At 35.0% G+C, this 19,296-nt stretch carries 19 protein-coding genes; 4 read left to right on the forward strand and 15 right to left on the reverse strand.

The genetic code is table 11. The features are described 5' to 3' along the window. The first annotated feature begins 158 nt into the window (after nt 1–158). On the forward strand, nt 159–1,367 hold the full coding sequence (locus AC1M36_RS15115; protein WP_336452740.1) for an ATP-binding protein: 1,209 nt from the start codon (nt 159–161) through the stop codon (nt 1,365–1,367). 11 nt (nt 1,368–1,378) lie between these two features. Here the strand turns inward: AC1M36_RS15115 and AC1M36_RS15120 are convergent, their stop codons facing one another. The 4 genes from AC1M36_RS15120 to AC1M36_RS15135 all read right to left on the reverse strand — a co-directional run bounded on the left by AC1M36_RS15120 (nt 1,379) and on the right by AC1M36_RS15135 (nt 4,862). Beyond that, complete coding sequence (locus AC1M36_RS15120) at nt 1,379–1,495, reverse strand: DUF6254 family protein (RefSeq protein WP_000018497.1); 117 nt, start codon at nt 1,493–1,495, stop codon at nt 1,379–1,381. A gap of 227 nt (nt 1,496–1,722) precedes the next feature. Then, nucleotides 1,723–2,256, reverse strand: coding sequence for a DinB family protein (locus AC1M36_RS15125; protein ID WP_479846004.1), 534 nt, complete (start codon nt 2,254–2,256; stop codon nt 1,723–1,725). A gap of 139 nt (nt 2,257–2,395) precedes the next feature. Further along, complete coding sequence (locus tag AC1M36_RS15130) at nt 2,396–4,090, reverse strand: M3 family oligoendopeptidase (RefSeq protein WP_479846005.1); 1,695 nt, start codon at nt 4,088–4,090, stop codon at nt 2,396–2,398. Nucleotides 4,091–4,415: 325 nt separating this feature from the next. Next, on the reverse strand, nt 4,416–4,862 hold the full coding sequence (locus AC1M36_RS15135) for a MarR family winged helix-turn-helix transcriptional regulator (protein ID WP_336452743.1): 447 nt from the start codon (nt 4,860–4,862) through the stop codon (nt 4,416–4,418). Between the two features lie 203 nt (nt 4,863–5,065). Here AC1M36_RS15135 and AC1M36_RS15140 point away from each other — a divergent pair, with 203 nt between their 5' ends. Then, complete coding sequence (locus AC1M36_RS15140) at nt 5,066–6,592, forward strand: DUF3149 domain-containing protein (protein ID WP_420792359.1); 1,527 nt, start codon at nt 5,066–5,068, stop codon at nt 6,590–6,592. A gap of 29 nt (nt 6,593–6,621) precedes the next feature. Here AC1M36_RS15140 and AC1M36_RS15145 read toward each other — a convergent pair whose 3' ends face one another. Then, complete coding sequence (locus AC1M36_RS15145) at nt 6,622–6,906, reverse strand: aspartyl-phosphate phosphatase Spo0E family protein (RefSeq protein WP_336452745.1); 285 nt, start codon at nt 6,904–6,906, stop codon at nt 6,622–6,624. Between the two features lie 568 nt (nt 6,907–7,474). Here AC1M36_RS15145 and AC1M36_RS15150 point away from each other — a divergent pair. Beyond that, entirely contained in the window at nt 7,475–8,242 is a 768-nt protein-coding gene (locus AC1M36_RS15150; protein ID WP_336452746.1) for a divergent polysaccharide deacetylase family protein, read from the forward strand. 38 nt (nt 8,243–8,280) lie between these two features. On the opposite strand, the gene cbpA is transcribed toward AC1M36_RS15150, so the two are convergent. From cbpA to AC1M36_RS15200, 10 genes are all read right to left on the reverse strand, one after another. Next, nucleotides 8,281–8,904 (reverse strand): cyclic di-AMP binding protein CbpA, encoded by a 624-nt coding sequence (gene cbpA / locus AC1M36_RS15155; protein ID WP_336452747.1) that lies wholly within the window; start codon nt 8,902–8,904, stop codon nt 8,281–8,283. Nucleotides 8,905–9,028: 124 nt separating this feature from the next. After that, nucleotides 9,029–9,661, reverse strand: a complete 633-nt coding sequence (locus tag AC1M36_RS15160; protein ID WP_336452748.1) for a class II aldolase/adducin family protein — start codon at nt 9,659–9,661, stop codon at nt 9,029–9,031. A gap of 915 nt (nt 9,662–10,576) precedes the next feature. Further along, the gene (locus AC1M36_RS15165; protein ID WP_336452749.1) at nt 10,577–11,359 is read right to left on the reverse strand and encodes a DeoR/GlpR family DNA-binding transcription regulator; all 783 of its coding nucleotides are present in this window, start codon (nt 11,357–11,359) and stop codon (nt 10,577–10,579) included. 87 nt (nt 11,360–11,446) lie between these two features. Further along, a complete protein-coding gene (locus AC1M36_RS15170; RefSeq protein ID WP_336452750.1) occupies nt 11,447–12,631 on the reverse strand; it encodes a saccharopine dehydrogenase family protein in 1,185 nt (394 codons plus the stop codon). Further along, complete coding sequence (phnW, locus tag AC1M36_RS15175) at nt 12,628–13,725, reverse strand: 2-aminoethylphosphonate--pyruvate transaminase (RefSeq protein ID WP_479846006.1); 1,098 nt, start codon at nt 13,723–13,725, stop codon at nt 12,628–12,630. Before phnW ends, AC1M36_RS15170 begins: the two co-directional genes overlap by 4 nt. A gap of 14 nt (nt 13,726–13,739) precedes the next feature. After that, nucleotides 13,740–14,534 (reverse strand): phosphonoacetaldehyde hydrolase, encoded by a 795-nt coding sequence (gene phnX, locus AC1M36_RS15180; protein ID WP_336452752.1) that lies wholly within the window; start codon nt 14,532–14,534, stop codon nt 13,740–13,742. Between the two features lie 17 nt (nt 14,535–14,551). Next, a complete protein-coding gene (locus tag AC1M36_RS15185) occupies nt 14,552–16,309 on the reverse strand; it encodes a putative 2-aminoethylphosphonate ABC transporter permease subunit (protein WP_479846007.1) in 1,758 nt (585 codons plus the stop codon). Continuing rightward, the gene (locus AC1M36_RS15190) at nt 16,310–17,311 is read right to left on the reverse strand and encodes a putative 2-aminoethylphosphonate ABC transporter ATP-binding protein (protein WP_336452754.1); all 1,002 of its coding nucleotides are present in this window, start codon (nt 17,309–17,311) and stop codon (nt 16,310–16,312) included. A gap of 15 nt (nt 17,312–17,326) precedes the next feature. Then, a complete protein-coding gene (locus AC1M36_RS15195; RefSeq protein WP_336452755.1) occupies nt 17,327–18,403 on the reverse strand; it encodes a putative 2-aminoethylphosphonate ABC transporter substrate-binding protein in 1,077 nt (358 codons plus the stop codon). Between the two features lie 227 nt (nt 18,404–18,630). Beyond that, a complete protein-coding gene (locus tag AC1M36_RS15200) occupies nt 18,631–18,783 on the reverse strand; it encodes a hypothetical protein (RefSeq protein WP_336452756.1) in 153 nt (50 codons plus the stop codon). A gap of 172 nt (nt 18,784–18,955) precedes the next feature. On the opposite strand from AC1M36_RS15200, the gene AC1M36_RS15205 reads away from it, so the two are divergent. Further along, the gene (locus AC1M36_RS15205; RefSeq protein ID WP_336452757.1) at nt 18,956–19,291 is read left to right on the forward strand and encodes a DUF3905 domain-containing protein; all 336 of its coding nucleotides are present in this window, start codon (nt 18,956–18,958) and stop codon (nt 19,289–19,291) included. Nucleotides 19,292–19,296: the final 5 nt, after the last annotated feature.

The raw sequence follows: 19,296 nt of genomic DNA on the forward strand, positions 1-19,296 counted from the left end.
TTTTTCTTTTTTTTAACGAAATTCAGATTCATTTTCTTGTATTTTAATAGTATGATTGTACTTAATTAATACTATACATGTGAGAATAGCAAGGGGGCATAAAACTGAAACTCTTTATCATTCACCTCTTTTTAAACATATTATTGATTCTCGTTATAATGCTAGTGTATCACCTATTTTGGAATCAAAAAGGCAAGCATTCACCTAAACTAAATTCAACTATATTTATATTACTTTGTAGTATTACCACAATGCTTTGCATTTTTTTTGCAGCAAAAACAGATACTGGGTTTCAATTTGATATGCGTCATATTGTATTAATTGTTGGCACATTAACAGGAGGGCCTATTGCCGGTGGATCTATTTTAGTTGTATTAAACGTATACCGTTTCTTATTAGGAGGAGTAGGAATCATTCCATCCGCTATTGGCTCGATTCTCTTATATATCGTTTTACTTTCTACATACAAATTTTTCAATAAAGGGTCCAATCATATAAAACTTATACTTGCCATTTTATATAGTCTTACATACGGACTCGTTTGGGTTCCTGTTTTCCTTATCAAAGTGCCTAATTCTGAAGACTATCTTCTTCATATTATTGCGTATCAACTATGCACAATAATAGGTACAATTCTTATTCTTTATTTATTAAACATACTTCGATTGCAAATTCGTTTACAGGAAGAACTTATTAACGCTGAGAAATTTCATCTTATTGGAGAAATGGCCGCTTCCATTTCCCATGAAATTCGTAATCCTTTGACTTCAACAAAAGGTTTTTTACAACTTTTACAATCTGAAAAATGCTCTGAAAAAGATCGAAAATTATACACAGAAATAGCTATACATGGGATTGAACAAGCAAATCACGTTCTCACAGATTATTTAACATTTGCAAAACCAAGTATTGAGAAAGAACAAATGTTACAACTAGAAGATGAATTACTTCATGCACTATCTCTTATTACGCCATTAGCGAATTTATCAAATGTTCGCATACATTACATAAAACAAAGTAGCTCTTTTTTTATTACTGGCGAAAAGCAAAAATTTAATCAATGTTTGTTAAATATTCTAAAAAACTGTATTGAAGCCATGCCTAAAGGTGGCGATCTTATCCTCACACTAGTTCCCGACCATAAACATATTCAATTGTATATAAAAGACAATGGAATCGGTATGGACACAGAACAGATAAAGCGCCTTGGCTCTCCATTCTATTCTACAAAAGAGAAAGGAACTGGGCTTGGGATGATGGTCGTATTCAGCGTCATCAAAGCAATGGATGGAAAAATCGATATTACAAGTGAAAAAGATATTGGTACAACCTTCCTATTAACCTTTCCACTCATACAAAAAACGTGATGAAGATTTCATCACGTTTTTTCTGTTTCATCAACAAGTTCAGCAAAAGTCTTTACTTTCCCATGCGGTTTTTGATTTTCTTTTCGTGCTTTCCAACTACGCTCTTGCTCTTTTTTCTTATGTGACATGCTTTCAACTCCTTCATATGCTCTCTATGTATTATTCCAAAATAAGAGATAAAAATATGCATCCATCCAAGTGAAACTTCCATTACCTAGCTCTCTTAGTTTTCTCTGAATATTAAAGTAGGGCTTACTTCCCACGAATAGCTGGATAAAATAAAAGAAGCGAGATAACTACTAATTCGCTTCTTCTATTTATTACATATAGTTCCCATAGAAATGAGAATTTTTCTTTATCTTTGCAAAATCGCATATTTTGCTTCTTTTAACTGTGTAAGGTGGCGCTGTTCATGTAAATCAAGGAATTGAACCCATTGATATAAATTAAGTTCATGAAACATAGGATGTTTTAATGAATTTTCAAATAATTCACTTTCATCTATAATACTATGCAGCGTATGCAATAATTCTGCTCGTGAATGTTCGAGTAATTGAATTCCTTGTTGTTTTTTCATTAATGTTTCTGTTGGTTGCATTTGTTGAGGAGCTTCTCGTTTGTATGTTCGATCAAGAGTAAGTTGGAGATCTTTGAGCGGGACTACTTTTCTTTCTTTTTTCTGCAAAGCATACACAAGAGCTGATGTAACAGATTGTTCAACTAGGTGTAGGTGATGCAAAATTTGAATGATACTCCATTTATCACGGCGCGGTTTTACATTTACTTCCGTATCATTTAACATCTCAATTTCTGATAATAATGTATTTCTTGTAGATTGTAACGATTGCAGCAAAGTTTCCAAACTAACATTCATATTAGATTGAAGCATAATTCTCCCCCCTCTTTTTTGGTAAAAAAAGGCGCTTCTAATTTAGAAACACCCTTTAAATAAATCTGAATTTTCTTATATTATCTCATTATTTTGCAAATGTGTCGATTGTAAAATGTGAAAAAAACAAGGTTGATTTTTACAATTTTGTGTCATCCACTGCACGTAACCATGCTTGAATCTCATTGATTACACCTTGCACACAACCATTAGCAAACGGTGATGTTAAATTTGCTACCTCTACTAAATCTAGGAAAGATTTGCTTCCTCCTTGCTGACAAAGATTCACATAGTCTTCCCAAGCTTCTTGTCTATTGTCTCTTGCTCGCTTCCAAAATTGCAGTGCACAAATTTGCGCCAATGTATAATCAATATAATAGAAAGGAGAGCTGTAAATATGGCCTTGACGTTGCCAGAAAGCACCACGTTCTAAATAATCATTGTCTTCATAATCTCGGTGCGGCAAGTACTTTCTTTCAATATTACGCCATGCTGCTTTCCGTTCGTCTGGAGATGCCTCTGGATTTTCATATACATAGTGTTGATACTCATCAACAGATACACCGTACGGCAAAAATAGAAGTGCTGAACTTAAATGAGAGAAATAATATTTATCCGCATCTTCCTCAAAGAATAATTTCATCCATGGCCATGTGAAAAATTCCATACTCATGGAATGAATTTCACAGGCTTCATACGTTGGCCAATTATACTCTGGAATTTCAAACTTGCGGCTTTCATATACTTGAAATGCATGACCTGCTTCGTGCGTCAACACATCAATATCACCCGATGTTCCATTAAAGTTCGAGAAAATAAACGGAGCCTTATAATTTTCAATGTATGTACAATAACCGCCGCCAGCTTTTCCTTTTTTCGCAACTAGATCTAATAATTCATTATCTAGCATAAAGTTAAAGAACTCATCTGTTTCTTTTGATAATTCTTTATACATCGTCTTTCCATGATTAATAATCCACTCTGCATCTCCTTTTGGAGTCGGATTACCTGTTGCATATTCAAAGCTCTCATCATAGTAAGCTAATTTTTCTACACCGATGCGCGCCTTTTGTCTATTTCGTAATTCTGTTGCAACTGGAACAATGTAATCTAATACTTGTTTACGATAATTTGCCACCATTTCCGCATTATAATCTGTGCGGTACATTCTTGCATATCCAAGTTCAACAAAGTTTTGAAAACCAAGTGTTGTAGCAATTTTCGTTCTTACTTTTACAAGGTCATCGTAAATACGGTCTAACTCTTCTTCATGCTCTGCTAAAAATCCGTAATAAGCTTCACTTGCTCTTTTTCGCATATCTCTATCCTTATGTTGCATAAAAGGTCCAAGCTGTGATAATGTTCTTTCTTCACCTTCAAAGTCAATTTTGGCAGCCGCTAAAAGTTGTGTATATTGGGAAGATAATTTATTTTCCAATTGCAAATCTTTTACAATTTCATCTGAATATGTTTTTAAATCACATTCCGCTAAAGCAAATAACTGTTTCCCATAATAAGCTTCTAGCTCCTCACGAAATGGAGAATTCATCAATGCTTTATAATATTTCGTTGTATAGCCTTGTACAATAGGAGAATATTCATCAAAGAAATCTTGTTCTTCCTTGTAAAATACATCTGTTGTATCAACAGAATGGCGAATGTAACAAATATTTCCCATCGTGCCAAAATCATTGCGAATTTCATTAATTACACCAATGACTTGCTTTTGCTCTTCTATCGTCTTCGCATTCTCAAATTGTTCTAAAGCTGCAGTAAATTTTCCTTGTAACTCCTCTGTATTCGGACGTTTATATTCATAGTTCTGAAATGACATGAATGTGCCTCCTCTCAATTATATGTACCATTACTATAATTCCATTTCCTTTTCTGAATTTCCTTTTATTCTTCAGCAAAATTCGTCAGAAGCTGTAACATTCCTTTACCTATATTCCTTCTTTTAATGAATTTTGGAGTAAGGGTGCCACTTCCGCAAATAGCAGGATAAACAAAAAAGCCTTTGGTTATTTTACATCGAAAGCTTTTTACACATGTTATATAAATTCATTTTGATTTTTTAGCACATAATTTCCTACTACGCATGGCCGGACGCTCTCTCCCATCAAAAAAGAAAGTTTTTTCAATTTCTATTTATGTATATATCATTTTTCATACTTTCCGACTTTTTTAAGTAAAGATAACAATTCATTTTTCTCATCTTTTGTTAACATTTCAAAGGAATCATGTATAATTTTTTCATGATTTGGAAAAATAGAAGCGATGAAGGTCTCTCCTTCTCCTGTTAACTGTGCATATATAACACGACGATCATTTGGACATGGAATTCGTTTTACAAGCCCTTTTTTTTCTAACTTATCAACAACATACGTAATACTTCCACTTGCAATTAAAATACGCTCTCCAATTTGTTGAAGCGGCTGACTACCTTTATGATATAGCAATTCTAACACAGCAAACTCAGTTGGATTCAGCCCGTTACTTTGTATTGATTTATTTGTAGTATCCATAACAAAGCGGTGCACACGCGATAGTGCAATAAAAACTTTTAAAGATTGAGAAATACCTTCTCGCTCATCATTCAATTTCATAAGATTTCAACCCTTCACTTAAATTCACAAAGATTCAAGACAACCTACTGAATAAAAAGGTTATTCATAACTGCCAATGGTTCATCTGTGTCTCCGAGTGATTGCTCAATCACTTCTCAGTTTTACTCTTTCCTCATATTAAAAATATACTAACAATTACATATTAAATAAAAGCATGACAATTTTAACACAGTTTATATATAATGATAATAAAAAAAGAAGGAGTAGCAACCTTGAACGGGAAATTACGGAGCGTAACTATATATATATTGCTTGTTATATTACCAATGATAGGAATCGGTGCAATTTTCTATTCCTATCATACCTACCAAATGCAACAGGAAAACAAACAAGCTGCTCATACTGTTTTATTTTTATATAGAGACTATTTAGATCATCATATCGGCGAAGCTATTTCCGCTTTAGAAATGCTTGCTATGATCGTAAATACAGAAACAGAAAATACAAACGGAATTCAACAAATATTACACGATACCGATGAAAAAAGTGAGCATTTTTCCGGTTTATATTATACAAATAAAAATGGCTTAATCACTGTAACATCACAAGGCTTAACATCGCCAATTCATGTTGCAGATCGAAACTATATAATAGAAGCCTTTAAATCAAAAAAAACAACTGTATCATCTGTCATTATAGATCGAGTTCTCGGACACCAAGCTATCATGATTGCCACACCCATTTTTACAAAAAACAAACAAATTTCTGGCTTATTGTTGGCCAGTTTACGATTTGATTATATATCATCTGCTCTGAATGCTATTAAACCCCAATATCACTTTGAAGTAACAGATCAGCATGATGTAGTTTTTTTAATGGATGATAATAAAGAATCGATCAGGCAACATACAAACAAAATTTCTACTCCATTACAAAAATTAAACTGGAAAGTTTCTGTTTCTCCATTACCTATTCATAAAACAACTTTATACCAAACGGTTGTGGTAGAATGTCTCGTTACTTTATTTTTATTGACAATTTTATTTTTACTTGTTCAATATATTTTACTGAAACGACAAACGAAATTGGAGAGACAACAAAATGAAATACAAAAAATTGAATTAGTTGGTACTTTTGCAGCTAGCACAGCTCATGAAATCCGGAATCCACTTACCGGAATTAAAGGTCTCGTAACACTCTTAAAAGAAAAGCACACACAAGAGCAAGACCAATTTTATTTTTCTGTTATTGAACAAGAAATAGAACGTATTAATGAAATTGTTAGCGAATTTCTTATTCTCGGCAAACCAACAGCGATTATTGAGAAAAGGTATGATGTAAGAGATATTATTAAAGAGGTAGCATTAATTATTCAATCGGAAGCACATTTGTATAATATTATATTTACCTTGCAGTTACCAGACCATCCTGTTCATATCCGTTGTTCAAAAGATCATATGAAACAAGTGGTTTTAAATATTACAAAAAACGCAATTGAAGCTATGTCATCTGGTGATATATTAACAATTCAGGTAACCAGCAACAAAGAACATGCGCAATTACACATTGTTGACACAGGAAAAGGTATTCCAAAGCATATTCAAAAACACCTCTTTCATCCGTTCTTTACCAATAAAGATACCGGAACAGGTCTTGGCCTTGTCATATGCAAACGAATTATAGAAATGTATGATGGACAAATTGTGATTGATAGTAAAGAGAATAAAGGAACCACTGTCCATATAAAACTTCCATTAGATCCCGCATAATTATCCTTCTCTACGAAGGGTAATTATGTTTATTTCATAAAAGCAGTCACAAACATTTTCCAGAAAGCACTTGATTTCCCTTCATATTCTATTTGAAAAAAAGGTACTTTCATAAATGTTAACCATCTTGGTGTTTGCTGTTCTTTATAGCGTTGATACTGTAAAATAAGCTTGTCCAACTCTTGACTCACTTGAATTGTTTCTGTACTGTTTAATCCATTTGTTAAACCTAAATGAATCATTTCTTCACGTTTCATATGAATATCACGCGAAAGCTTTTCCATTGTGTTGTACCTCCGTTTTGCTGTAAACATCCATATCCCCCTCATTATTCTTCCATACTCTTTACTTCATTTTCACCCTATACATTCAAACTGTACATGTATACTTCACTTGAATTGGAATACTCAGAATTTTTAACATTTTCCCCCTGTAATTTACAAATCTTTATCCTCACTTTGAGAATTATTACAAATTATTCTATCTTTGTAAATACATTCGCAATAATAGACATTTTTTTTATGTTATTTTTTGTAAAAGACAAATAAACTCCACTTTTAAAATTTTTTATTCACATTACTTCGACATTTTTCTCGTTTAATTTATGTGAAAAACGCAAATCATAATTACAGATTTGCATTTCCATCTTCACAAATAAAGTAGTCTATCGTATTTCATTGAAAAAATAACTTTTCCATACAGACAAACTTCCTTCACAAATTGGACTTTTACTACCAGTTTGTGCGGGTTACATATCAAATTTATTTCACGATTTATAAAGTGAAACTTCCATCAGTAGGAGTCTTACTACCTCCGAATAGCCGGCTAAACTTGATGGGCTATCCTTACAACAAATCACTCAATTAGAAAGGAACTTCTTATATGCGGAAACATATCGTTATTTTTTTCATTGCATTATCTATTGGCATTTTCCCTCTTCAAACATATGCTCATACAAATAAGGTCACCATTGTAATCGATGACTTTGGAAATAATATGAAGGGAACAGAAAGGATGTTATCCCTTCCCATTCCACTTACTGTAGCCGTTATGCCCTTTCTTCCATCGACAAAACAAGACGCTATAGCTGCGCATGAAAAAGGCCATGAAGTCATTATTCATATGCCAATGGAGCCTATTAAAGGAAAGAAAGAATGGCTTGGCCCTAAAGCCATTACGACTGATTTAAGTGATCATGAAATTGAAAATCGAATTGAACAAGCGATCCAAGAAGTCCCACATGCAATTGGAATGAACAATCATATGGGTTCTAAAGTAACAGCTGATGAAAGAATTATGCGCATCATACTATCAGTATGTAAAAAACATGGACTATTTTATTTAGACAGTAAAACAAATCCTAATAGCGTAGTACCGAAACTCGGAAAAGAATTAGGAGTTCCTATTGTAGAAAATCAATTATTCTTTGACGATGTTTATACATCATCTCATATTACAAAACAAGCACAGATACTCTTGCAAAGAATTAAAGAAAAACCTGTCGTAGTTGCAATTGGTCATGTCGGTCCTCCTGGGGAAATTACTTCTCGTGTTATTGAGTCCACCATTCCTAAAGTACGTGAACATGCAGACTTTATTTTCTTATCCGATCTCGCCCTCTCGCCACCACCTGTTTCCAAACAAAAATAGAGAACAGCTATATGCTGTTCTCTATTTCTATACTATCTTTATATATGATCTACATGGCTAACGCGAAACCCTTTTTTCTCTATTTTTGCAATTAAGGTTTCTAATGCTTTTTCATCTAAGTCATCTGTAAGATTTACAATAACACGACGCATATATCGATCACCATTGTCTAGTGTAAATAATCCCCCAATATGATAAGACTTAAGCAGCGTTCCTAACTCCTTAATTGTTCCCTTACAATCTTGCGTTGCAATCGTTATTATATAGCCACCTGTTTGCATCCCAAACGAATCTTCAATGACATCAAATATGTTAGAATGTGTTAAAATCCCAACAAATTCATTATACTCATTCAGTACAGCTAAAAATGGAAGACGTCTAATTACATAAAAAGCTCGAAAAAATGAATCCTTTTCAAAAATAAATGCAGATTTATTTTCCACAATATCTTTTACATATATATCGTCTAATCCTTCATTACATTTCCGTTCTAAAATATCTACTTTATAAATGATTCCTTTAAATTTCTTCTCATCTTCTGCAAGTACAGGAATCGCTCTATATCCCTTCTCATTCATCATTTTTAACGCCTGTTCCCCCGAATCATTATCCTTACAAAATGTCACCTGTTGTTTCGGCAGAAAATGATATTTAACTCGCAAAATACGTTCCTCCTCACATGACGACATGTAATCTATATATAATAAGGAGATCCATATTTTATGAGTGAAATCACTTTTTTAAAACGCTTTCATTTATTGGTTTGCACGTAATGCATGATTCTCTTTATATAACTGAAGAACTCTTAGTCCCTTTGATCATCAATAATTTCACATGATAATTCATTAAATACTCTAACCCTTCTAACCATTTTTTCGTCTCTTCCGGCGTTTTTCCCCATACAAGCATTCCATAATTATGAACAAGTACAGCTCCGCCACCTTCTATAAAATTAGGAACATGGTTCTCTAATAAATCAGCAAACTTCTTTTCATTTTCTACAATTGGAATTGTAATCTCTGTAATACCTTCATTTCCAAAAACACGTTCTACAGTACGTTTTTCAAATGTAACTTTCCCTTCTTTTCCATATAACTCTGACATTAAATGACTATCTACAGTTTGAACTTGCAAAATACAATCTGCGTTTCCTTTTTTATAAATATCAGCATGCATAAACGACTCAGATGCAGGTTTTTCATCATTTTCAAATACAGGCTCACACATACTATTTACTACAATAAAATCTTCTTCTGCAAATAACCCTTTGTCTCTCCCTTCAATATTTACCAAAAATGTTAATGGTTCTTGCGATGTCCGCATAGATAGACTAATTTTTGTACCATAAAACCAATCACGAAGAGCTAATTCCATCTTTATATCTCTCAACTCTTGCCATTTCTTTAAAAAAAATAACATTTCGTCACCCCCATGAGAATATCACTATAATGATTTCACCATTTCTATGTAAAAGAAGTATTTTTTGATTATTCTAAAAATTTAATTGAATTATCACATGAGAATCCCTTTTTGTCAATACGATTTCTGCATCCACTTGAAAATTAGGCAAATGTTACACGACAAAAAGACTCTTTTACAGAGCCTTTTTGTTCATCATTTGAAGTATTTCACTCTTTTCTCTTTCATTAATAATGCCGACCTTTTGTAATATATTCGCGTACAATATAAGTTTATTATATAAGCGTTCCGACATTGCTTTCCCTTCTTTCCTCCAGGCAACTTTTTTTCTATTGGTAAATTATATGAAGTAAACCGAAAAATGTGTCCACTTTTTGCACCAACACAAAACTTTTTAACGTATTTTCAATAGAAGTCCCCGATTGTACTTCTCTCATCACGACATAGGAAACAACAAATTGATAATTTCTATATAAAGTGAAACTTTAATCAGTGGGGGTTTTCCCCATCCCCCCACTGATTATTAGCCCTCACCAATCGAGTCTTTACGGACAGTTCATCTTCCACCTAACTTCTTTAGAAAAGCGGAAGCGGCTCGCCCAGAATCGCAGGACGTTGGAGCTTCCGACAGAGAGGCGCTTTTTGCCTCGTCCGAGGGGGGCGAAACGACCGGAGATTCTAGCCGCTAGAGCTGGACATTGCTTTCGCTGAATTTTAAGGTGGGAATGTTACTGTCCGTTAATGCGGGATAAATTCATTTTAATTTTTCAACATATACGTTGGTCACACAAATAAGAAAAGCTAACTCGCACTCGTTTTCTCTTTCTGTTTTTACTTGACATGGGTCTGGAAAAGGATCTGATCGCTTCTTTTTAGTTAGATCCCCTCTGCCAACTAAAAAGAAGCGGTTTATATTTAACTAATCGTCCAGCGAATATTATTTTTTGTAATGAATTCTTCAAAACTATGCGGCATTTTTTTATCACAAATAACGTGCTCAATATTAGACAAACCGGCAATTCGATAATTTCCTTTTAGCCCAATCTTTGTATGATCGCATAAAACAAATGTTTTTTCCGCTAACTGAATCATCGCTTCTGATAACTTAGCTTTTTCCAATTCAAAACTAGAAATCCCAAAACTCGGTAACAATCCATCAATTGAAATAAATGCCTTATGAAAATGAAACTGACGAATGACTTGCTGTGAGATAGATCCTGAGACACGACAGTGCTTAGGAGACACCTTTCCTCCAATAAACAATACTTCACCATCAAACATTTTTTTATTTATAGAAGAAATCAATTGGGTTGCAACAGGAAATGAACTCGTCACGACAGTTAAGTTTTTCCGATGTACGAGATAAGGGACCATTTGAAGTGGTGTGCTTCCATCATCGATAACAATGACATCTCCATCTTCTACAAAAGTTGCTGCTTTATAGCCGATCCTTTTCTTTTCTTCAATATATAACATTTCTCTTTCTAACATAGGGGGCTCTATACCTGCTCCCGGAAGTTGAACCGCTCCCCCATATACTTTCTTCAACTTCTTTTCCCGATCAAGCTCTTCTAAATATCTGCGAATGGTTTCTGTTGATACTGAAAACTCACTTGCTAACTCTGAAACTTTCACTTTCCCCTTAAACTCTACTTTTTCAAGAATACTACGCTTTCTTTCTTCTCCAACAACAGACATCACTTCACCTCATTTATCTCGCTTATATAGGCAACCTAATCCCATCTCAAGATATTGAGATGGGATCCATATGGGAATTTCACTTACTTATACAAAATCATAGTTTTCTTCAACGATACAAACTTCTTCATGAATATGAATGCCTCGTTTTTCTAACTCATCAAAAATGATTTGTGGATTTTGAAAAGCTTCTTCAGGTGTTACAACGCCCATTTCTTTCACTTCACCTTTTGCAATTAACTCCGTTGCAATTCCAAATGGAATTCCTACATTTCTTGTATAAGCTCGCAAGTTTTCCCATCCTTCTACAGATCCGTCTGAAGTAGGATGCGTATGATATAAAACATGCTGCACTTTTTGACCATCTTTTTCTCCAATTACTTCAACATGAAGTGCATATCCATAAACCGCTGTTTCTCGTCCTTCTTTTGATTGCAGTAAATAGCTTGAAATACAATCCATAATACCAATCTCTTTACCATTCACTTCAATTGTGTCGTTACGTAATATACCGTAATTGTACAAAGCACGAACAAGCTGCATATTTCGCTGCGGCCAAGTTCCACGTGTTTCAATAAGCTGTACTCCTTTATCTTTTAACGCTTTAGCTAACGTAATTGTTTCAGAGTGAGGAATAATATACTGAACCGCTTTACCATATGGTGCAGGTAATTCAATTTCCCTTGGACGTGCAAATGGAGGTACTTGTTTAAATTCACCACCCTCAAATACTGTACGCGTCGGTAATTTCGGATCATATTCGTATGTTGTCGTCTCCGTAATCGAAGCTGAAAAAGCAATCGGACGATAGGATCCATGACTTACACGTACAGATTCCACTGTATCTAATTGATTCGCTGCATACATCGCCATCATCTGTGTCACACCTGGCGTCATACCAAATCCCGGCAAACAAGTCTTTCCATTTTGAACAAATACATCATGTGACTCATTTTCCTCGCCAAATCCATTTAAATTCACCCCATGGCACCCAGCCTCAGCAATACAACGAGTAGATAGCCCATTTAATTTAATCGTTGTGCCATCCATAACAATATCATAGCCTCTCATCTTCGCTACCGTGTCCGCATGATTTGTAACATCTACCTTCACAAAATCAACACGTGGATCGTTCAGCCATGCTACTACTTTCCGACCTTCTTCTTCATTAAAATCAGCAACCGTAATCGTTTTAAAAGATGAAAATTGAACTAAGTCTAAAATTGCTTCGCGACAAATTTTACCGGCTCCACCTAAACAAAATACTTTCATCCTATAACAGCTCCTTTTACAATGCTATCTACTAACCGATGAATATCATCTTCATGCACATCACCAATATTGCCAATTCGGAACGTATCTACTTTCGAAATTTTCCCTGGATAAATAACAAAACCTTGCTGTTTGAGCTCATTATATAATCTATTAAATTCAAAACTTTCTTCCGGATAAATAAAAGATGTAATGATAGGAGATTGATATCCTTCCTCTACTAACGATTGCAAACCAACTTCTCTCATTCTCTTTACTAATACTTGTTGGTTATTACGATAGCGAGCATTTCGAGCTTTAACTCCGCCCTCTTCTTCTAGTTCAAGTAATGCTTGATAAAAAGCTCGTACAATATGTGTTGGTGATGTAAAACGCCATTTTCCATTTTGCACTTCCATCGTTTCCCATTGATCATAAAGATCTAATGATAATGAACGAGCTTGTCCTTTACATTTTTCTAATTCATCACGCTTTGCAACTACAAATCCAAACCCGGGAACACCTTGAATACATTTATTTGCACTACTAATCATAAAATCAATTTGCAAATCTGAAACATCCATTTCAATGCCCCCAAAGCTACTCATTGCATCAACAATTGTAACTTTTCCATACTGTTTCCCTAAATTACATACATCTGCAATTGGATTTATAATCCCTGTCGTTGTTTCACAATGTACGACAGCAACATGTGTAATTGCTGGATCTTTTTGCAATCGTTCTTCTACTTCTACAAGATTTGTGGGCTCCCATTCTTCTGTTTGGCTCACAACAACATCAATGTGTAACATTTCTGCCATTTGTACAATGCGCTTTCCGTACGCACCATTCGTACAAACAAGAAGTTTCCCCTCTTTCGGAATAACCGAACCGATAACTGATTCAACAGAAAAAGTACCGCTCCCTTGCATTAAAACTGTTGTATAACGTTCTTCGTCCTTTGTCGCTAATGCTACAAGGCGGCTTCGCACTTCTTGTACCATTGTGTTATATTCAGTGTCCCATGTGCACCAATCGTATAGCATAACTTCTTTTACAGTTTTTGTTGTCGTTAATGGACCTGGCGTTAATAGTAAATAATGATTGTTATTCATGACTCCTACCCCTTTTATGAAATAATAAGTTCTTCTTTTTCGATATTTTCAATTACTTTCGGTAATTCTTGCATTGTTTCAATCGTAAAATGAGCCCCATTATCTACAAAACGCTTACGGACCACTTCCATTTTCCCCTGGAGTTCTACTGGATCCATCTTTGCAACTTCCTCTTCTGTCAGGCCAAGCTCACTACTACCAAGGATGACACCGACAGTCCACATCCCCGCATTTTTTCCTTCTTTCATATCCGAAACTGTGTCTCCAATCTTTAACATATGATTCATCGGATATACACCTAGATGCATAGCATTTTTATAACACATCCATGGATATGGTCGACCAGCCGGAACATCATCTGGTGTAACAAGAAAATCTGGTTCATATCCTTGCTCTTTTGCTTCTTTTGCAACAATATCCATCATTTCGCTTGTATAACCTGTTGTGGAACCAATTTTAATACCTTGGTTACGTAAATGTGCAATCACATCTTTCACTCCGCGAATCGGCGTTGCATATCGCGGTAGGATAGAAAAAAGAATTTCTTCAAACTCTTCATACATTTCCTGTATATCTGCCTCTGTTGGTAATTGTCCAAAAACTTGCTTCCATTCTTCTCTAATACGAGGCATTTCTGTTAATGCGCGAACATGATCAATTTTTAGTAATCCCATTGGTTTACGTGCTTCTTCGGCTGTGATGACAACACCTCGTTTATTAAAGATTTCCATAAACACTTCTAATGGTGCAAAACATCCATAATCAACTGTCGTACCAGCCCAATCAAAAATAACCGCTTCAATTTTCATCCTACCCATCACCCTTCTTATCTTTTTTGCCATAATGATGTTCGATTACGGATCGCTTTCGTTCCCCATTCATATAGGGCTCTAACTACAATATTCGTTACAACAATAAGCACGCTCATTGCTGCTGCAGATGCAACGTTTCCGGCGTCATCCATATTCACAATTGAAACAGCTGCCAACTTAAAATCAGCTGCATATAAGAAAACGACCGCCGATACAGTTACCATTGAATTCACAAAATAGTACATCACCATTTCTAAAATTGCTGGTAAACACATTGGTACCGTTACCCGAAAGAATGTTTTATAAAATGGGATTCCCATTGATTGTGAAACAAGCTCAAACTCTCGATCTAGTTTCTTTAGCGCAGTTGTTGCTGTAACAAAGGTTACAGAATAGAAGTGAATGATATTCACAAGCACAAGAACCGCAATCGTACCATACAAAGGATGAAACGGATTTGTTACTTCCCATCCCAAAAATTGAATGGTCGGTTGACTAAAGAAAAAGACATATCCTAGTCCCAGTACTAATCCAGGAATAGCAAGCGGTACAATCGAGAAAAAATATCCCACTTTTCTAAAGAATGCTAACTGCTGAATTTTTTCAATCGCATATGCAAACGCAAATGTTAGAATTGCTCCAATAACCGCTGTAACCGCTGAAACAATGACACTATTTTTAAAAGCTTCAATTCCGTCTCCCGTTAAACTTGAGAAGTTGAAGTGTTCGAGTGTAAATGTCATATTATATGGCCATACTTTTACACTTGCTGCAACACCAACTGCAACAAATAAAAGAATGATCATAAGTGTAATGATAGTGCAATATATGAACGAAATTATATCTCTTTTTTTATTAGTAGAAATTCGATATGGCACTGCTTTTGAAGATAAAAAATTCGCTTGTTTTCTTTGGGTAATTCGGTCTACTACAAATGCAAATATAGCTGGGATTAACAAAATCATTCCGACCGTCGCACCCATTGGCATGTTTTGTTGGCCGATTACTTGTTTGTAAACATCCGTTGCAAGCACATTATATTGACCGCCTACGATTTTTGGCGCCCCAAAATCAGTAAAACTAAGTGTAAACACGACAAACATTGCGCTAATTAGTCCATATTTCACACCCGGTAATGTAACGGTGAAAAATTGTTTTACCTTTCCTGCCCCTAGCATATTTGACGCCTCATATAGACGATAATCTGAACCTTGAAAAGCAATTAACAAAATAAGAAATGCTTGCGGAAAGGTATAAATAACCTCAGCAATTGTAATTCCAACAGGTCCGTATAATGGAATTTGCAGTCCTTCAAATAAGCCAAATAGCCCTTTTGTTATTAACCCTTGGTTACCAAATAAATATGTAAGTGCGATCCCATGCATCATCGTTGGCGCAAATAATGGCAATAGGGCAATATACTGGAACAGGCGCTTACCAAAAACATTCGTACGCGCAATTGCATATGCATACGCAAATGCTAATGTAACTGAGATAATGGTCGTAAGTCCTGAAACCCATACAGTATTCTGCAACGATTGAACAAGAGTTGGTGTTGTGAAATATTTGCTAAAGTTTGCAATACCAACGAAAGCACCGTCTTTATCGTAAAAAGCTTGTGTAAACAGTTGCAGTAGTGGCAATACAAGCATGACAAGAAATGCAAGAAGCATACTGACAACTAACAACCTTTGTATCCACTCTTCTTTCCCAATACTTCTCTTGATTGTTTTTCTAGAAGCTTCTGTTTCATAGTTTTCTAACATTTCCATCTATACAATGACCTTCTTTCCATATGACAGCATATGATTTTCCGAAAATGAAATTTGAAGTGGTTTTCCTTTTCGAATACAGTTTTGCTCTGCCACTGATGCTAATACATCCACAACAATTCGCTCATTATAAAGATGTGCCTTCTCGTCTACTACACGTACTTCCGTTCGATATACAGAGCCACGAAACTCCATATTTTCTACAACTGTTTTAATCCCATCATTTTGTACAATTACAACATGCTCTGGACGAATTGCTTGTTTCCTGTCATTTTCCGAAAAGAAATTAATAGAACCAATAAAATCTGCAACAAACGGATTCGCTGGCTTTTGATAAATCTCCTCTGGTGTTCCAATCTGCATAATCTCCGCATGATTCATAACAACAATTTTATCAGCCATCGTTAATGCCTCTTCTTGATCATGCGTCACCATAATTGTTGTAACTCCTACTTTTTCTTGTAACTCACGCATCTCTCTACGTAATTTCTCACGCACTTTTGCATCAAGTGCCGAAAGTGGCTCATCAAGCAATAAAATATCAGGAGACAGGGCGAGCGCACGCGCAAGTGCAACTCGCTGCTGTTGTCCCCCAGACATTTGAGCAGGATATTTATCTTTCACATTCAACAAATCAACAAGCTCTAATGCTTCTATCGCTTTCTCTTTTACTTCCGCTTTGGAATACCGCTTCGTTTTCAATCCATATTCAATATTTTCAAGTGCTGTTAAATTTGGAAATAACGCATATGATTGAAACACCATCCCTAAATTTCGCTTTCCAGGTGGTAATGCTGTAATATCTTTTCCATTAACAGCTATACTCCCTGCTGTCGGCTCTTCTAAACCGGCCAAAATACGAAGTAACGTCGTTTTACCACAGCCACTTGGCCCAAGCAAACAAATAAACTCATTTTTTTGTACTGTAAAAGAAATATCTTTTAACGCTGTAAACGCATCAAACTGTTTTTGAATATGTTGAATTGATAAATATTCGCTCATTTTTCTCTCTCCCACTTACTTTTTCGGTTCTGCTTTTTGACCAAATTCTTTTTCCCAACGTTCTAAAATTTTATCGCGGTTTTCAGCTGCCCATTTGAAATCATTATTTTTATATAACTTGTCTGTTACATCTTTTGGGAAACCTTCTGGAAGTTTATAATCATTTTTAATCGTTGCAAATCCATTTTTCTCAAAATATAACTTCATCACATCATCTGTAATTGCCCAATCTAAGAATGCTTTTGCAAGCTTATCATTTTTCGCATTATCTTTCTTAATTAATGCATTGGCTTCTACTTCCCAGCCCAATCCTTCTTTTGGAAGAGCAACTTCAATTGGTGCACCTTTTTGTTTTTCTTTTAAACCGCTATAAATCATAGATACTCCGACAGGATATTCGCCAGCACCTGCTAATTTTGCTGGTTTTGATCCTGAGTGCGTGTAAGTTGCAATATTGTCATGAAGTTTCTTCATGTAATCCCAACCTTTATCTTCACCCATAATTTGTAGCCATGCAGATACTGTTAAAAATCCTGTTCCAGATGAAGCTGGATGCGGCATAACAACCGTTCCTTTATATTCCGGTTTTGTTAAGTCTTCATATGATGTTGGCATCGGTAAGTTTTTCTTTTTGAGCTCTTCTTTATTAACAGCAATCCCTGTCATAAATGCCGTATTTCCAACCCATTTCTCTGGCTTTTTATCATCTTTAAATTGCGGAAGTACACGATCTACACCTTTTGGAGAATATTCTTTTAACATTTCTTTCTTTTCTAGAGCTAGAAGACTAGAAGCTGCTGTTCCCCATACAACATCTGCCTGTGTATTTTTTCCTTCCGCTAACAATTTTGCTGTAATAACCCCAGTTGAATCACGAACGATATTTAATTTCACATCTGGGTATTTCTTTTTAAAGGAATCAAGATAAATAGGTACAAGTTCTTCTTCAATCGCTGTGTAAACTGTTAATGATCCGGATAATTTGTCACCTTTCGCTTCCGCACCCACAGTTTCTTCTTTCTTAGCACCACACCCCATTAATAAAGAAAATACTACTCCGGTTGCTACAGCTTTAAAGAATGTTTTTTTCACTGTTTCTCTCTCCTTTTATTTTTCTTATGTACAACTCCAATATAAACGCCCAGTGTAAAAGCAGTATTAAACCAACATTAATGTTTTGTTTGTTGTTTGTTTTTGTGTAATACGTTGTTACTTCAATGTTTTTACATGTTTTTCTCGCACTAAAAAACAGAAAATTTACAAATAATTAAAAAAAGATTAAAAATCCCACAAAAAAATGAGGCGTTTGTAAAAACGCCTCATTTTTGCTTACCCTTTTTTGAATTACGATTTGCATATTTCGCTGGATTTTCACTTTCATACTCTACCGCAAATTCTGCATCTGGCAGACTTTCTTTTGGGGTTTTATTATGATTCATTGCCGCATGTTGCTTTACTTTTCGTTTTACCATTTACAATACCTTCCCTCACTGTAATGACATATCACTTTCTATATTAGTTTGGGGAAACATTCGAAAATTATTGATGGGAAGTGTTAACAAGTGCAAAGTAACATAATAGGGGAACATTATATATGAACAAGGAATTTACATTTCCTACTATAATAAAGAAGGAACGATTATTTTGAAGAAAAAACAACAAATTGATTCACCCATTTTAGATGAGACACTTCCGCATCAGATGAATTTTCCTTCCTTTAAAGGTACAGGAAAACAAATGCAACAACCTTTTATCAATCAATATGATGTTGTAATTGGAGATAGTAAATACAATTCAGAAAATAGCCCACTTAACAATTGGAGTGACGAAGTTGATCCGGCTATCATGGCTGGAAAGCAATGGGTTCACCCAACAAATGATATCGGATGGATTTCAGAAGAAAATCAAGAATTGTTACAAAATAAAGCAGATAGAGCTGAAGATGCATTTATGCACCCTCAATTTGGTATTAACGATTAAAAAAC

This window comes from Bacillus sp. Medicinal_06, assembly GCF_056711665.1.

Coding starts and splice junctions, on each gene's coding strand:
- AC1M36_RS15115 (WP_336452740.1), top strand. CDS start 159: ATGCTAGTGTATCACCTATTTTGGAATCAAAAAGGCAAGCATTCACCT.
- AC1M36_RS15120 (WP_000018497.1), bottom strand. CDS start 1,495: ATGTCACATAAGAAAAAAGAGCAAGAGCGTAGTTGGAAAGCACGAAAA.
- AC1M36_RS15125 (WP_479846004.1), bottom strand. CDS start 2,256: ATGCTTCAATCTAATATGAATGTTAGTTTGGAAACTTTGCTGCAATCG.
- AC1M36_RS15130 (WP_479846005.1), bottom strand. CDS start 4,090: ATGTCATTTCAGAACTATGAATATAAACGTCCGAATACAGAGGAGTTA.
- AC1M36_RS15135 (WP_336452743.1), bottom strand. CDS start 4,862: ATGAAATTGAATGATGAGCGAGAAGGTATTTCTCAATCTTTAAAAGTT.
- AC1M36_RS15140 (WP_420792359.1), top strand. CDS start 5,066: ATGATAATAAAAAAAGAAGGAGTAGCAACCTTGAACGGGAAATTACGG.
- AC1M36_RS15145 (WP_336452745.1), bottom strand. CDS start 6,906: ATGTTTACAGCAAAACGGAGGTACAACACAATGGAAAAGCTTTCGCGT.
- AC1M36_RS15150 (WP_336452746.1), top strand. CDS start 7,475: ATGCGGAAACATATCGTTATTTTTTTCATTGCATTATCTATTGGCATT.
- AC1M36_RS15160 (WP_336452748.1), bottom strand. CDS start 9,661: ATGTTATTTTTTTTAAAGAAATGGCAAGAGTTGAGAGATATAAAGATG.
- AC1M36_RS15165 (WP_336452749.1), bottom strand. CDS start 11,359: ATGTCTGTTGTTGGAGAAGAAAGAAAGCGTAGTATTCTTGAAAAAGTA.
- AC1M36_RS15170 (WP_336452750.1), bottom strand. CDS start 12,631: ATGAAAGTATTTTGTTTAGGTGGAGCCGGTAAAATTTGTCGCGAAGCA.
- phnW (WP_479846006.1), bottom strand. CDS start 13,725: ATGAATAACAATCATTATTTACTATTAACGCCAGGTCCATTAACGACA.
- phnX (WP_336452752.1), bottom strand. CDS start 14,534: ATGAAAATTGAAGCGGTTATTTTTGATTGGGCTGGTACGACAGTTGAT.
- AC1M36_RS15185 (WP_479846007.1), bottom strand. CDS start 16,309: ATGGAAATGTTAGAAAACTATGAAACAGAAGCTTCTAGAAAAACAATC.
- AC1M36_RS15190 (WP_336452754.1), bottom strand. CDS start 17,311: ATGAGCGAATATTTATCAATTCAACATATTCAAAAACAGTTTGATGCG.
- AC1M36_RS15200 (WP_336452756.1), bottom strand. CDS start 18,783: ATGGTAAAACGAAAAGTAAAGCAACATGCGGCAATGAATCATAATAAA.